Below are 13,955 nucleotides of genomic sequence, written 5' to 3'. Positions count from 1 at the left end.
GAAAACCCTATTTTTTCTTGAAAAAAAAGAGATGATGGATTATACTAAAGCATTGAAAAGGGGTGGAAATGTGACACATTATCGTGATACTTATGCCTGTATTCATTTAGATTATATACAAGATAATGTTGAAACATTATATCAAAAAGTTCATAAACCATTCATGGCTATCATTAAGGCTAATGCTTATGGACATGGTTATCAACAGGTTGCAAATGTTTTAAAAGATAATCCACATATTTCAATGTTTGGTGTAGCTACATTGAAAGAAGCTATTGATTTAAGAAATATTGGGATTCAACAAGATATCCTTGTTTTAGGAGCAATTCCTATTGAAGATTTGGATTTGGTTATTCGTTATGATATTACATTATCTTTGTTTTCAAAAGATTATATGGATGAAATTCAAAGATTATATCATCACCATCAACCAGTGAAAGTGCATATTAAGATTGATACGGGAATGAATCGTATAGGTATTAAATCAAAAAAGGAATTTGAAGATATTTTATCTCATTGTCAAAATTCTATTTTTCAGGTAGATGGTGTTTTTACACATTTTGCGACAGCTGATGATCCTTTACAAAAAGAAGCTTATCATCATCAAATTGAAATGTTCTATGATGTTATTGGAAGTCATAAATTTCGATATATTCATTGTCAAAATTCAGCTGCCATGATGTATCATCATGACGAACGCTCTAATTTAGGACGCATTGGTATTGCGATGTATGGGATTGATCCATCAGGTGAAGAATGTGACGAATTAAAACAGGTGATGTCTTTATATACTCGTGTAGCCATGATTAAAAAAGTCAAAAAAGGTGAACGTATTGGTTATGGACATACTTATACTGCTTTAGAAGATGAATATATTGCGACATTGCCAATTGGATACGCTGATGGATTGATTCGTGCGAATCAAGGTAGACAAGTCTATATTGCAGGGCATTATTATCCAATTGTTGGAAGAATCTGTATGGATCAGATGATGGTTAAAGTTGATGAAAATGTTCATTTGCATGATCGTGTGGAAATCTTTGGTGAACATATATCTTTAGCACGTATGGCTAAGGAATTATCAACGATTCCTTATGAAATCGTTTGTTTGGTCAGTGAACGTGTTGAAAGAATTTATCAAAAGTAAAAAAATCCCAAGTTGGGATTTTTTATTTGAAATTTTCTTTGATGAAATCATATAAAGAATAATATTGATTATAACCTTCTTTTTTAGCAGCTACCTTTCCATCTTTAATGACAAAAGTTGTAGGATAACTGACATTTGTATCAAATGTTTTTTCTACATAGTTATCAATATCTTTCATTTCAGATGTATCTAAATAATAGAAAGGTGTTGAACGATTTTTTGTTGTATAAGTTGTCATGATTTCCTGATAGCTCATCATTGTTGAGTCAGTAGAATCACCTAAAACAACAACAAAATCTTCTTGATCTTTCATCATTTGAGTTAATCGACTTTCAGATATGGTTTTATAATCTTTAAATGTTGCCTGACGGTATATAAAGAGTCCTAAGAATATCAACAGTACGAGTCCAAAGACACTGATTTCTTTAGCAAACTTTTTAATAAAATTCATATTTTGATGCCTCCTAATGCACATATTCTAACAAATTTCAAGTCATATGACAATAAGAATATTGTGTGAATGTTTGGGCTTGTTTAGATGAACTGTTTCTTTTATAATAAAAATAGAGGTGGAATACATGAATGAACACGATTCAACACGTTATTTGTTTGCACAAAGTATTAAAGATTTAATGGCGAAACAATCATTAGATAAAATGACAGTCACTGATATTGTGAAACATAGTGGCATGACAAGGCAGACTTTCTATCGTTATTTTAAAGATAAATATGATCTGGTTAACTGGTATTTTGAAAAACTGGCAGATAAGTCATTTCGTCAGATTGGTAATTCTTCAACTTTACGGGAAGGATTAATCAAGAAATTTACTTTTTTGTTGAATGATAAAATCTTTTTTATACAGGCTTTTCAATCAAAAGATTATAATAATATTGAAAATTATGATTATCAATGTATTTTAGAGTTTTATCAAAATATCATTCGTAAAAAAATAGGACCAATTCCTGATGACATCATGTTCTTATTAGAAATGTATTGTCATGGTTCTATTACAATGACAGTGCAATGGGCAGTATCTGGAATGAAGAAGACACCGGAAGACATGGCAGATTTATTAATTGCGGCTTTGCCACCTCAATTAGAACAACTTTTATCTGATCTTTAATGAGATATTGAAAAAAGCTCACATCAAACAGATTGTTTGGATGAGCTTTCTTTTTTATATGATTCCTATAACTTTTTTTCAAGCATTGTGCTGATAGTAATGAGTATAAAGGGCTGAATTGTGATGATTAGACCAGTTATAATGGCTGGAATGATGTAATCAAGACAAATAAATATAATGGTTGCGAAAGCTAATAATGTGGTATTAACCATATTTGTGATATTTCCTGTTTTTTCTTTGATCATGATATGACGTTCGTCCATGACATTGATTTTATAATCATTATCATTTTTCATCATCTTGTTGTGTAATATTTGAACATGAGAAACGCTAAAAATAACACTAAACAATACAGCGAGTCCAATGTCAACCATTTGAGGAAAATCCGTTAATAGAATAATAAGAATTAATAATATTGAAATGATATAACCAATGTACCAAATTTGATATTTATTTTTCATTTGTATCTTCCTTCCTTTTTATAAATATTTCTAGAATATTTATACTATTTAAAAGTGTTTATGGTAAAGCCATAGTCTTAGGATAAAATATATTTGACAAACAATAAAAAAACCAAGCAAGATAAAAAGGCTATTAAACTTATAATATGAAAGAAAGCAAGTAAAGTGATAGATATAGTATAAAGCCACATCATCAATTCGTAAGCTCTGGCTTTAGCTAAATGATCTAACCATATGTTTCTTTCGTCTTTTTTCTCTATTGTTATATTTTTGAGTTCATTTCTTTCTTCTTGAGATAACAGTTCTTCATATTTCATTTTGTTCCTCCTCATAGATAAAGATATCTTCAATATGCATGTTGAAATATCTTGCAATTTTAAAAGCTAAGAGAATAGAGGGGTTGTATCGTCCGTTTTCTAACGAGCCTATTGTCTGACGAGATACTTCTAGTGCCGCAGCTAAATCTTCTTGCTTGATACCTTTTTGTTTTCGTAATTCTTCTAATCTGTTTTTCAAAATATTCCTCTTTTCTATGGAAAGCTAACTTTCCATACTTTTATTATAGCAGAGTAATCTTGTATGTCAAGCTAACTTTCCATTTGCTTTTATGAATGATAAAATGAGAAAGATATAAAATGTGACAGATGGGGGAATTTGTCACTTGTTTTTATTTTCACAAGAATGCTAAAATAAAGACAGTTCAAAAAGGAGATGTAATAAAAATGGCAAACAGATTTGTATTAAATGAAACAAGTTATCATGGAAAAGGAGCAATCAATGAAATTGTTACTGAAGCAAAAGCACGTGGTTTTCAAAAAGCATTGGTTTGTTCTGATCCAGACTTAATTCAATTTGGAGTGACAAAAAAAGTAACGGATTTATTAGATGAAGCAGGATTAGTTTATGAAATCTATTCAGATATTAAAGCCAATCCAACAATTGAAAATGTACAACATGGTGTAGAAGCATTGCATAATGCAAAAGCTGATTATATTATTGCTATTGGTGGTGGATCATCAATGGATACAGCAAAAGCAATTGGTATTATTGATCGTAATCCAGAATTTTCAGATGTCAGAAGTTTGGAAGGTGTGGCTGATACGAAAAATCCTTGTACACCAATCTTTGCCGTTCCTACAACTGCTGGTACAGCTGCTGAAGTCACTATTAACTATGTTATTACTGATGCACAAAAAGATAGAAAAATGGTATGTGTCGATGTTCATGATATCCCAGTTGTTGCATTTGTTGATCCAGATATGATGGCTTCAATGCCTAAAGGTTTAACTGCTGCAACAGGTATGGATGCTTTAACTCATGCGATTGAAGGATATATCACTAAAGGGGCATGGGAAATGAGTGATATGTTCCATTTAAAAGCAATTGAAATCATTGCGAAAAACTTAAGAGGGGCTGTTGAAAATACACCAGAAGGTAGAGAAGGTATGGCTTTAGGTCAATATATTGCTGGTATGGGATTCTCTAATGTTGGTTTAGGTTTGGTTCACAGTATGGCTCATCCTCTAGGAGCATTATATGATACACCTCATGGTGTGGCTAATGCGATTATTTTACCTACAGTTATGGAATACAATGCACCATATACTGGAGAAAAATATAAAGATATTGCTCAGGCTATGGGTGTTGATACAACAGGTATGAATCAAGATGAATATCGTCAAGCTGCAATTGATGCAGTCAAACAATTATCTAAAGATGTTGGTATTCCAGCTGATTTAAAAGATATTGTGAAAGCTGAAGATTTGGATTTCTTAAGCGAAAGTGCATTGGCTGATGCATGTTGTCCAGGAAATCCTCGTGATACAAGTGTTGAAGAAATCAAAGCTTTATATCAATCATTATTATAATAAATTATTCAGTACATCTATCATAGGTGTACTTTTTTTGTTATAATAAGAAACGTGGAGTGTGAATGTGCATATGGAAATCATTAATCAGACATTGATTATGTCATTTTTAGGGATTATTGCAAGTAGTAGTATTGTTTTTCCTATTTTGTTTCTTGTGCAAAGAAAAAAACAACATCAAGAATGGATGAACTTCATGCAAAAGAAAAATAATAAAGATTGATAGGGACAAATGGGAAGTTTGACAATTTGATTATTTTATAGTAATATTTAGGAAATTTATGTGATAAAAAGGAGATATGTTAGAAAATGGACTCGAGTCAGATAGCTATGATTTTTGCTTTTATTGTGCTTATATCTTTATCTGCTCTTTTTTCAATGAGTGAAACAGCATTTATGTCTATTAATAAAATAAGAGTAAAAACATTGGCAGAAGAAAATAATAAGAAAGCCATTCTTATTCAATCATTATTAGAAAATCAGACACGTTTATTAAGTTCAGTACTGGTTGGAAATAATCTGGTTAATATTGCGGCTTCTTCATTGACAACGTCTTTTGTGATTAGTTTACTGGGAAATGATGGAACCGGTGTTGCTATAGCAACTGGGGTTGTCACATTGGTTATTTTGATTTTTGGTGAAATTACACCTAAATCTTTAGCAACGCAAAATGCAGAATCTATTGCATTTGGAGTATGTCGTTTTATTAAGTTGATTATTATTATTTTTACTCCTGTAGTCGCTGTTTTAAATGTTGTCTCTGGCTTTTTTGTTCGTTTGTTTGGGGGCGATGCCAATAAAGGTCCAACCATGACAGAAGAAGATTTAAAAACGATTGTGACAGTATCACATGAAGAAGGGGTATTGGAAGATGAAGAAAAAGAAATGATTCATAATGTTTTTGAATTTGGTGATACTGAAATTAAGGAAGTTATGACTCCAAGAATTCATGTGGAAAGTATTTCTTCAGATACAACTTATGATGAAGTGATTGCAGCATTCAGAGAATCACAATTTTCCAGATTACCAGTTCATAATGATTCATATGATGAAATTATAGGGGTTCTTTATATTAAAGATTTATTTTTATATGATATTAATCGCATTGATTTCGATGTAACAAAAATCATGCGTGATACATATTTTGTTTATGAATTTAATCAAATTTCAGATGTTTTTGAAGCTATGCGTAAAGATCATATTTCTCTGGCTGTTGTTTTAGATGAATATGGAGTGATGAGTGGTATTGTGACTTTAGAAGATATTGTAGAAGAAATTGTTGGAGAAATTGATGATGAATATGATGAGTTTGAACAGTCTATTGTAAATTTAGGTCATGGTGAATTTTTGATTGATGGAAGTTTAAATATTGATGAAGTTAATGATGTCTGTGAAACAAATTTTGATTCAGAAGATTTTGAATCAATAGGTGGACTGGTTTTGGGAGAATGTAATGGAAGTCCTGAAATGAATCAGACGATTATAATTGATAATGTTGAAATGACAATTAAAGAAATTGATAAAAATAGGATTGTATTGTTGCATTTAAAAAAGATTTTAGAAGATGAGGAAAAGAAAGGAGAGGAAAAGCAGGATTAATGTTTTTCCTTTCTTATTGGTGGAGGATCAAATGAGAGAATTCTATGAGCGCTGTACAATTATATATGATGACTATCGCACTGCTATACCACCATATGCTGCTGCCGCATTATCATTTTATTTATTGTTGTTGTTAATTCCGGCTTTTACATTAATTGCGATAGGAACATCACTTTTTAATATTGATATGACTGTACTCCAAAATATTATAGAGCAGTTTGTTGTTAAGGAATATGCACAGATGTTGATTGAAATATTGGAATCACGTTCTTTTAATACAGTTGCCTTAGTGACAATTCTGGTATCTATCTATACAGTTTCAAGAGGTATTGGCAATATTTATGAAATCAGTAAACGTATGTATCAACCTGAAACTGAAGAAAGTATCTTAGGGTTTTATGTTTATACGATTAAGATCACTATTTATTTATTATTGTTGTTGATTGGAGTTATTGCGATTACTGCGATTGGACCGTTAGCTTATATTTTTAACTTTTTATATTCCTATGCAGGAATCCGTCATATTTTGTTATATGTTTTAATCTGTTTTTGTTTAACTGGCATTTATATGATTGTACCCAGAATGAAAATTCATTATAGTGATGCTTTTCAAGGAGCTTTGATTGCTAGTGTTTTATTATTGATTTTGTACTATGCGTTAAGTTTTTATCTTCAGATTGCGGATTATCAATCTGTATATGGACCTTTAGCTTCCATTGTCATTGTTTTGTTTGTTTTTAACTGGACTGCCGAGTTTTTCTATGTTGGCATGTATATCACAAATATATTATATTTCAGGAGGATCTCTGATGAGAAAAGAAAGAGTAGAAATAAAGAAATTGGGAATTAATGGGGAAGGAATTGGATATATACATAAGAAAATATGTTTTATTCAAGATGCTTTGCCAGGTGAAATTGTTGATGTGGAGATTGTACAGGAAACACGTCAATTTTTAAAAGGCGTAGTTAAGAAATACATTGAAAAATCAAAGTATCGTCAACCATCCTTTTGTAAGGAATATAAAAATTGTCAAGGTTGTGCTTTAACAACATTAGACTATAGTCAACATTTGAATTTTAAAAAAGGTTTATTAAAAGATGCTTTAAAAAAATATACTCATTTTGATGTTGAGCACTTACCTATTCAAAAGACTATAAAAGCACCCTTGACACAACATTATCGTCAAGTTGTATCATTGCCTATGACTTACTTTAAAGGAAAGATTTATGCTGGTATTTTTCAACGTGAAACAAAGTATTTAACTTTAATGAATGAATGTGCCATGCAAGATCAGACAATCAATACAAGTATTCAACAAATTGAAGATATTTTACATCTTCATCAAGTGAGAGATTACAATGATAAAGTGAAAAAGGGATTGCGTTTTATGCGTATCCGTCATATTGATGGACAATTACAAGTTTTATTTGTGACGGGGCAGGATGGTTTGAAACCAGAAGTGATTGAAGCTGTCAGTCAAATACCTCAAGTCAAAAGTGTCTGGTATACAATCAATACAACACGTTATCAGCAATTTGAAATGCAGGGTTATAAAAAGGTTTATGGTCAATCTTATCTACCTTTTGAATGTTTTGGTCAAAAATATCTTTATTCTGTTAAATCTGAATTTCCAGTTTACCCAGAAATGGAGAAAAGAAAACTGGAGTTGATACGTTCCTTATTGGATGATGATTCAAAGATTTTATCTTTAAATTGTGGGATAGGTTTATTAGAACTTTCATTAAAACAGAATATTGTTGCTGTGGATGAAAAGAATTATCACATCAAAGATGCAAAAGATAATGCGAAGTTTTTAGGAAAGACACATGTTCAATGGATTTGTCAAGATGTTCATGAAGCTGTTATTCATCAATGTAAAAAACAACATTTTGATGAAGTCATTGTAAGAACTTCTCAATTAAGTGATGCGATGAAGCAAAGTTTTATATTATCGAAAGTTAAACATATTATCTATGTCAGCGATCATCCTTCTGCTTTAGCAAAAGATTTAGAGGAATTGGATAAATATTATCGAATTGACAAGATGATTCCATTAGATACATATCCATATTCTGCCAAATTTGATACAATTGTGAGTTTAGTTCGAAAATAGTTTCTCAAAAGAGGAACTTTTTTTGTGAACATTTTGTGAACATCAACGACAATTCTATTTTCAAACGTATAAAAAAATGCTATACTATATGAGTATTTTAAAGATATGGAGGGATATAATGTCTATTTTATCTGGAAAAGGAAAAGTCAAATTAGATGGACAAAAAGGCTTAACTAAAGATAAACCTATTTTGACTATCGATACACCTGACGTTATTTATGTTCCCCTTGTTTTAGGAGTTGCAACAGATTTTGATGTTCATGTCAAAGAAGGAGATCATGTCTGTATTGGAACAAAATTAGCGACACGTAAGAGTATGTATGTTCCAATTTATTCTCCAGTTTCTGGAACAGTGAAGGGAATAGAAAAACGTATGCATGCTTCAAAGCGTTTACAAAATCATATTGTGATTGAAAATGATCATAAAGATGAAAGAGTAAAAGCATATGAAGTTGCTGATCCTGATCATATGAGTCAGGAAGATGTGATTAAAGCCATTAAGGAATTGGGAATCGTTGGATTAGGTGGTTCAGGATTTCCAACATATATGAAATATGAAAATGTTCAGAATATTGAAACAATTTTGATTAATGGTGTAGAATGTGAACCATTCTTAACAAGTGACCATGTGGCGATGAAAAGAGATATTAAAGCTTTGTTTGATGGAGCACATTATATGATCAAAGCAGCTGGTGCTAAAAAAGCAATTATTGCGATTAAAGAACACAAACCTGATTTGATGGAATTGTTAGTTGAAGAAGCTAAGAATTATGATAACATCGAACCACGTGAAGTGCCTGATCGTTATCCAATGGGATGGGAAAGAGTTCTGGTACGTACTGTCTTTAAAAAAGAATATGATCGTTTACCAGCTGAAATTGGTGTCATTGTCAATAACTCATCAACAGCCATTGCTCTTTCTAAAGGAATTCGTAATGGTGAAGCGATTACTCGCCGTGTTGTGACATTTTCTGGTAATGGATTAAAGAATCCACAGAATGTAGATGTTGCGATTGGAACACCTGTCAATTATATTGTTGAAAAAATTGGTGGATATATTGATGATGACTGTGATGGTTTCTTAGTTGGTGGTGGACCAATGATGGGAAAATCAGTTATGAATGATACTTTTGTGATTTATTCTCATAACAATGCTATCACTGTTATGAAAAAAGAAAATATTCAACCATTACCATGTTTAAAATGTGGTGAATGTACATTACACTGCCCAATGCATTTACAGCCAGTACGTATTATGCAAGCAGAAAAGGCAGCAAATGTAGAATTGATTGAAAAATTAGATACTGGTCGTTGTGTAGAATGCGGTATGTGTACATACATCTGTCCAAGTAAGATTGAAGTGACAGATATGGTTGCTAAGGCAAAACGTCGTATGCAACTGGCACAAAGAAAAAAGAATGCGTAGGGGGAGGCTGAAAACGGATGAAGATTACTTTACAAAGAACATCACCAAATTATCGTCAAAAACTCTCTACACATCGTATTATGAGAGAATTAACGATTGCTTTATTGGTGCTTGTTGGTTATTCTTTATATTATTATTACTATAACTATACAACAAATGATCCATTAATTCATGTTGCTTTGATGTATGTTGTTTCTATTGTTGTTGCTTTAGCAACAGAAGTTGTCTGGGCATTGATTCATAAAGAAAATGCCTTAACATATTTGAAAAATAGTTTTGCATGGGTCACAGCAATTATCTTTACATTAACATTACCTGCTGGAACACCATTATATGTGACAGCTATTGGTTCATTTATTGCAATTTTCTTTGGAAAACTTGTATATGGTGGTTTTGGACACAATATCTTTAACCCTGCTTTAGTCGGACGTGTTGTTGTTCATTTGGCTTTTGGGGCACAGCTTGTTGCCAATATTCCTGATACTGTTAATGGAATTGATATGGCTACAAAAGCAACACCTATTACGATGTTATCTGGAACATCTTGGTTAGGGGGAGATACTTTCTCTTATACTTTGATGGATTTATTTACAGGAAATCATGCTGGAGCATTAGGTGAAACTTGTATTGTATTGATTTTAATTTTAGGTATTGTTCTTGCTGCCAGAAGGGTTTTCGATGCCAGAATTCCTGTAGCATATATGGGAACAATCTTAGTTTTAAGTGAAGTTTTTGCATTAGTAAATGGATTAGATCCAATCACTTATCCATTGATTCATTTCTGTTTAGGTGGAGCTATGTTTGGTGCTGTCTTTATGGCAACTGATCCGGTGACATCACCTTCGAGTCCACTTGGAAAAATTATTTATGGTATCTGTTTAGGATTTTTAACAATGATTATTCGTTTAAAAGCGAATTATCCTGAAGGTGTATTATTCTCAATCTTAATGATGAATATGTTAACACCATTAATTGATTCATTTGTTTTAGGTAGAACGGATCAAAATATTGGAAAACAATGGGCATCTATTGGTATTAGCTTAGTAGTTGCGATTGCATGTGTATTTGGTATTAGTACTGGTATCAAAAATGATGTTGCTGCAGCTGAGCAGGAAGCTATTGAAGCTCAAAAAGCAAAAGAGGAAGAAGAAAAGAAAAAGGCTGAAGAAGAAGCCAATAAAGTACAATGGACATATCTTGAAACAACTGATGATGGATATGTGATGCAGGTCAGTGGATTTGGTGGAGAAGCTAATCCAATGAAAGTCGCTGTTAAGATTGATGGAGAAACAGTTGAATCTGTAAAAGTGCTTGAATATCCTGGAGAAACAGCTGGATTTGGTAAAGACTTAATTGAATCTGGAAGTGGTGGAAGTTTAAATGACAAAGCGAAAACATTCTATGATCAAGTTTTAAATGGAAGTCTTTCTACAAGTGATGTAGATGGAATTGATACATCTACAGGAGCAACAATGACAACAAAAGGTATTGTCAATGCGATTAAAGGAGCAATTGAACAAGCTCAAAAAGCTCCAGTTGTAGATGGTGATACTTATACATATACTTTAACTGCAAAAGGATTTGGTGGAGATGCCAACCCAATGACTGTTAAGGTTTCTGTTGATAAAGCCAAACAAACTGTGACAAAGGTTGAAGTTGTTGAATATCCTGGAGAAACAGCTGGATTTGGTAAAGATTTAATTGAATCTGGAAGTGGTGGAAGCTTGAATGATAAAGCAAAAGCATTCCATGATGATGTTTTAAATGGTGAAACAAGCTGGGATGACGTGTCTGGAATTGATACATCTACTGGTGCGACAGTCACAACAACTGGAATTGTCAATGCGATTCAAGAAGCCATTGATCAAACAAAATAGGAGGGAAATAAGATGAAAAAGATTTTAAAATTAACTGTTTTCCTTGCAATTGTTGCTGGTTTAGCTGGAGGAGCTTTATCATTTGTCAATGGCATGACTGATCCCATTATTCAAGAACAGAAAATTGCCAGTGTAAAGGAAAATTTAGTAAAGATTTATACAAGTGGTGAAGAATTTAAGGCTTTAGATGTTTCATTATCTGATTATGATGCATTATCTGCTGTTTATGAAGCAGATAAAGGTGGAAGTCCTGTAGGATATATTTATGAAACTGCTGCTCAAGGATATGGTGGCGAAGTCAAAACTTTAATTGCATTAGATAAAGATGGAACTTATAAAGGATTACAGATTCTTGATTGTAGTAGTGAAACACCAGGTATTGGTGATCAGATTACTGGTGAATCATTTATTAATAGTGTTGTTGGAAAGAATATTGGTGATTCTATTGATACAATTTCTGGTGCAACTTTTTCTTCAACAGCTGTTATTGAAGGAATTGAACAGGCAACACAGCACTATAATGAAAATTTTAAATAAGGAGGGGACATAGATGAAAAAATTTGATGTATTTAAAAAAGGATTATTTGCTGAAAATCCAATCTTTGTTTTATTGTTAGGTCTATGTTCATCCCTAGCAATTACAACGTCATTAACAAATGCAATTGGTATGGGAATGGCTGTTATTTGTGTTTTGTTGATGAGTAACTTTATTATTTCATTACTGAGAAAAATCATTCCTAATGAAATTAGAATTCCTGTGTTTATTGTCATTATTGCAACACTTGTGAAATGTGTGCAAATGTTAATGAATGCTTATACACCTGCTTTATATGAATCATTGGGTGTTTTCATTCCTTTGATTGTTGTTAACTGTATTATTTTAGGGAGAGCAGAAAGCTTTGCTTCTAAAAATGGTGTTGTAGATTCTATTTTAGATGCTTTAGGAATGGGTCTAGGATATACATTTGCTGTATTGATTATTTCATTCTTTAGAGAATTGATTGGAACTGGTGGTTTATCTTTATATAATCCATTTGATGCAAGTCAGATTATTTTCCAGTTCAGTTTCTTTAGTGATTATGCAATTAGCTTGTTTACTCAACCTGCTGGAGCATTCATGACTTTAGGAACAATTCTTGCATTTATTCAATTCTTAAAAGTGAGAAAAGCAAATAAAGCAAAGAAAGCGGAGGTCAAATAGTTTATGGAATTAGTGAGTTTATTTATAGGATTAACGTTTGTTAATAACGTTGTATTAAGCAAATTTTATGCTATTTGTCCATTATTAGGAGTTTCTAAGAAACCTAAAAATGCGTTAAATATGGGATATGCTGTAACATTTGTTATCTTTTTAGCATCTATTATCACATATTTATTGTATTATCATGTATTAACTCCATTAGGAATTACTTATTTGGATTTGATTACATTTATCTTGGTTATTGCATCTTTAGTACAATTTGTTGAAATGTTCTTAAAGAAAACAAGTCCAGAAATTTATAAATCAATGGGTGTTTATTTACCATTAATTACAACAAACTGTGCTGTATTAGGGGTTGCATTAGATAATATCAGTGCCGGATATACATTGATTGAAGCAATGGTAGCTGGACTTGCTGTTCCTATTGGTTTTACAATTGTTATTTATGTTTTTGCAACAATTCGTGAAAGACTAGAAATCGCAAACGTTCCAGAAAGCTTTAAAGGAACACCAATTGCATTAATTACTGCTGGTATTATGGCATGTGCTATTGCCGGAATTGCAGGTCTTGTTTAATGACAATCTGGGCAATTTTATGGCTGGTTATTTTAATCGCCATCTTTATTGGAACATATTTATTAAATAAACATACTCCAAAACCGGAGGGATGTGAAGATATGAGTGAATGTGTAGGCTGCAATAATATTGCATGTTCTCATCATAGTGCTCATCATAAGGAGGAAGTTAAAAATGCAGATTAGTGCTATTTTAGCCTTGCTTGTCGTTGGTGCTGTACTTGGATGTGTCTTAGGTGTTGCTGATAAATACTTACGTGTAGAAGAAGACAATCGTATCAATGATGTAACAGAAATGTTACCGGGTGCTAATTGTGGTGGTTGTGGTTATCCTGGATGTTCTGGTTTTGCGACTGCTTTGGTTGAAGGAGACGCATCAAAAGTTTCTGCCTGTGTTGTCAGCAATCAGGAAACAAGAGAAAAAATCGCTCAATATTTGAATGAAACACCAGGACCAGATGGACAAACTGCTAAGGTGACAGTTTAAAAAATGATAATCTAAAAACAGGAGAAAAATTCTTCTGTTTTTTCTTCTTTTCTTTATCATTATCTCTTTACAATAA

At 32.1% G+C, this 13,955-nt stretch carries 18 protein-coding genes; 14 read left to right on the top strand and 4 right to left on the bottom strand.

Translation table 11 applies throughout. The features are described from left to right. Window positions 1–34 precede the first annotated feature (34 nt). Window positions 35–1,147, top strand: coding sequence for an alanine racemase (alr, locus tag KEC48_RS05865; protein WP_211964863.1), 1,113 nt, complete (start codon window positions 35–37; stop codon window positions 1,145–1,147). Window positions 1,148–1,169: 22 nt separating this feature from the next. On the opposite strand, the gene KEC48_RS05860 is transcribed toward alr, so the two are convergent. Next, complete coding sequence (locus KEC48_RS05860) at window positions 1,170–1,598, bottom strand: monothiol bacilliredoxin BrxC family protein (RefSeq protein ID WP_211964861.1); 429 nt, start codon at window positions 1,596–1,598, stop codon at window positions 1,170–1,172. Between the two features lie 127 nt (window positions 1,599–1,725). On the opposite strand from KEC48_RS05860, the gene KEC48_RS05855 reads away from it, so the two are divergent. Then, window positions 1,726–2,271, top strand: a complete 546-nt coding sequence (locus KEC48_RS05855) for a TetR/AcrR family transcriptional regulator C-terminal domain-containing protein (protein ID WP_087357413.1) — start codon at window positions 1,726–1,728, stop codon at window positions 2,269–2,271. Window positions 2,272–2,336: 65 nt separating this feature from the next. Here KEC48_RS05855 and KEC48_RS05850 read toward each other — a convergent pair whose 3' ends face one another. From KEC48_RS05850 to KEC48_RS05840, 3 genes are all read right to left on the bottom strand, one after another. After that, window positions 2,337–2,732: a hypothetical protein gene (locus tag KEC48_RS05850; RefSeq protein WP_087357412.1), complete on the bottom strand. Its 396-nt coding sequence runs from the start codon at window positions 2,730–2,732 to the stop codon at window positions 2,337–2,339. Between the two features lie 77 nt (window positions 2,733–2,809). Beyond that, window positions 2,810–3,049: a hypothetical protein gene (locus KEC48_RS05845; protein ID WP_205088927.1), complete on the bottom strand. Its 240-nt coding sequence runs from the start codon at window positions 3,047–3,049 to the stop codon at window positions 2,810–2,812. Continuing rightward, the gene (locus tag KEC48_RS05840) at window positions 3,039–3,248 is read right to left on the bottom strand and encodes a helix-turn-helix transcriptional regulator (protein WP_211964859.1); all 210 of its coding nucleotides are present in this window, start codon (window positions 3,246–3,248) and stop codon (window positions 3,039–3,041) included. Before KEC48_RS05840 ends, KEC48_RS05845 begins: the two co-directional genes overlap by 11 nt. Before the next feature lie 206 nt (window positions 3,249–3,454). Between KEC48_RS05840 and fucO the strand changes: the two genes are divergently transcribed. From fucO to KEC48_RS05780, 12 genes are all read left to right on the top strand, one after another. Continuing rightward, the gene (gene fucO / locus KEC48_RS05835) at window positions 3,455–4,600 is read left to right on the top strand and encodes a lactaldehyde reductase (RefSeq protein ID WP_087357410.1); all 1,146 of its coding nucleotides are present in this window, start codon (window positions 3,455–3,457) and stop codon (window positions 4,598–4,600) included. 73 nt (window positions 4,601–4,673) lie between these two features. Beyond that, window positions 4,674–4,823, top strand: a complete 150-nt coding sequence (locus tag KEC48_RS05830; RefSeq protein ID WP_164483532.1) for a hypothetical protein — start codon at window positions 4,674–4,676, stop codon at window positions 4,821–4,823. Window positions 4,824–4,909: 86 nt separating this feature from the next. Further along, window positions 4,910–6,199: a hemolysin family protein gene (locus tag KEC48_RS05825; RefSeq protein ID WP_211964857.1), complete on the top strand. Its 1,290-nt coding sequence runs from the start codon at window positions 4,910–4,912 to the stop codon at window positions 6,197–6,199. A gap of 31 nt (window positions 6,200–6,230) precedes the next feature. Next, window positions 6,231–7,049 (top strand): YihY/virulence factor BrkB family protein, encoded by an 819-nt coding sequence (locus tag KEC48_RS05820; protein ID WP_087357408.1) that lies wholly within the window; start codon window positions 6,231–6,233, stop codon window positions 7,047–7,049. Next, a complete protein-coding gene (rlmD, locus tag KEC48_RS05815) occupies window positions 7,009–8,313 on the top strand; it encodes a 23S rRNA (uracil(1939)-C(5))-methyltransferase RlmD (RefSeq protein WP_211964855.1) in 1,305 nt (434 codons plus the stop codon). Before KEC48_RS05820 ends, rlmD begins: the two co-directional genes overlap by 41 nt. 118 nt (window positions 8,314–8,431) lie before the next feature. Further along, window positions 8,432–9,739: an RnfABCDGE type electron transport complex subunit C gene (locus KEC48_RS05810; protein WP_087357406.1), complete on the top strand. Its 1,308-nt coding sequence runs from the start codon at window positions 8,432–8,434 to the stop codon at window positions 9,737–9,739. A gap of 17 nt (window positions 9,740–9,756) precedes the next feature. After that, window positions 9,757–11,616: an RnfABCDGE type electron transport complex subunit D gene (locus KEC48_RS05805; RefSeq protein WP_211964853.1), complete on the top strand. Its 1,860-nt coding sequence runs from the start codon at window positions 9,757–9,759 to the stop codon at window positions 11,614–11,616. 12 nt (window positions 11,617–11,628) lie between these two features. Next, window positions 11,629–12,153, top strand: coding sequence for an FMN-binding protein (locus tag KEC48_RS05800; protein ID WP_087357404.1), 525 nt, complete (start codon window positions 11,629–11,631; stop codon window positions 12,151–12,153). 13 nt (window positions 12,154–12,166) lie between these two features. Next, the gene (locus KEC48_RS05795; RefSeq protein WP_087357403.1) at window positions 12,167–12,817 is read left to right on the top strand and encodes an electron transport complex subunit E; all 651 of its coding nucleotides are present in this window, start codon (window positions 12,167–12,169) and stop codon (window positions 12,815–12,817) included. Between the two features lie 3 nt (window positions 12,818–12,820). After that, window positions 12,821–13,393 carry an RnfABCDGE type electron transport complex subunit A gene (locus KEC48_RS05790; protein ID WP_087357402.1) on the top strand — a complete coding sequence of 191 codons (573 nt, stop codon included), beginning with the start codon at window positions 12,821–12,823 and terminating at the stop codon, window positions 13,391–13,393. Further along, window positions 13,393–13,578 carry a hypothetical protein gene (locus tag KEC48_RS05785; protein WP_087357401.1) on the top strand — a complete coding sequence of 62 codons (186 nt, stop codon included), beginning with the start codon at window positions 13,393–13,395 and terminating at the stop codon, window positions 13,576–13,578. Before KEC48_RS05790 ends, KEC48_RS05785 begins: the two co-directional genes overlap by 1 nt. Next, on the top strand, window positions 13,568–13,879 hold the full coding sequence (locus tag KEC48_RS05780; protein WP_087357400.1) for an RnfABCDGE type electron transport complex subunit B: 312 nt from the start codon (window positions 13,568–13,570) through the stop codon (window positions 13,877–13,879). Before KEC48_RS05785 ends, KEC48_RS05780 begins: the two co-directional genes overlap by 11 nt. Window positions 13,880–13,955: the final 76 nt, after the last annotated feature.

It is taken from the genome of Clostridium sp. C1 (assembly GCF_018223625.1).
In the GTDB taxonomy this organism is placed as follows: Bacteria; Bacillota_I; Bacilli_A; order Erysipelotrichales; family Coprobacillaceae; genus Allocoprobacillus.
The sequence above is the reverse complement of the archived record's forward strand: the minus strand, read 5'-3'. Positions and strand labels throughout refer to the sequence as shown.

Coding starts and splice junctions, on each gene's coding strand:
- alr (WP_211964863.1), top strand. CDS start 35: ATGGATTATACTAAAGCATTGAAAAGGGGTGGAAATGTGACACATTAT.
- KEC48_RS05860 (WP_211964861.1), bottom strand. CDS start 1,598: ATGAATTTTATTAAAAAGTTTGCTAAAGAAATCAGTGTCTTTGGACTC.
- KEC48_RS05855 (WP_087357413.1), top strand. CDS start 1,726: ATGAATGAACACGATTCAACACGTTATTTGTTTGCACAAAGTATTAAA.
- KEC48_RS05850 (WP_087357412.1), bottom strand. CDS start 2,732: ATGAAAAATAAATATCAAATTTGGTACATTGGTTATATCATTTCAATA.
- KEC48_RS05845 (WP_205088927.1), bottom strand. CDS start 3,049: ATGAAATATGAAGAACTGTTATCTCAAGAAGAAAGAAATGAACTCAAA.
- fucO (WP_087357410.1), top strand. CDS start 3,455: ATGGCAAACAGATTTGTATTAAATGAAACAAGTTATCATGGAAAAGGA.
- KEC48_RS05830 (WP_164483532.1), top strand. CDS start 4,674: ATGGAAATCATTAATCAGACATTGATTATGTCATTTTTAGGGATTATT.
- KEC48_RS05825 (WP_211964857.1), top strand. CDS start 4,910: ATGGACTCGAGTCAGATAGCTATGATTTTTGCTTTTATTGTGCTTATA.
- KEC48_RS05820 (WP_087357408.1), top strand. CDS start 6,231: ATGAGAGAATTCTATGAGCGCTGTACAATTATATATGATGACTATCGC.
- rlmD (WP_211964855.1), top strand. CDS start 7,009: ATGAGAAAAGAAAGAGTAGAAATAAAGAAATTGGGAATTAATGGGGAA.
- KEC48_RS05810 (WP_087357406.1), top strand. CDS start 8,432: ATGTCTATTTTATCTGGAAAAGGAAAAGTCAAATTAGATGGACAAAAA.
- KEC48_RS05805 (WP_211964853.1), top strand. CDS start 9,757: ATGAAGATTACTTTACAAAGAACATCACCAAATTATCGTCAAAAACTC.
- KEC48_RS05800 (WP_087357404.1), top strand. CDS start 11,629: ATGAAAAAGATTTTAAAATTAACTGTTTTCCTTGCAATTGTTGCTGGT.
- KEC48_RS05795 (WP_087357403.1), top strand. CDS start 12,167: ATGAAAAAATTTGATGTATTTAAAAAAGGATTATTTGCTGAAAATCCA.
- KEC48_RS05790 (WP_087357402.1), top strand. CDS start 12,821: ATGGAATTAGTGAGTTTATTTATAGGATTAACGTTTGTTAATAACGTT.
- KEC48_RS05785 (WP_087357401.1), top strand. CDS start 13,393: ATGACAATCTGGGCAATTTTATGGCTGGTTATTTTAATCGCCATCTTT.
- KEC48_RS05780 (WP_087357400.1), top strand. CDS start 13,568: ATGCAGATTAGTGCTATTTTAGCCTTGCTTGTCGTTGGTGCTGTACTT.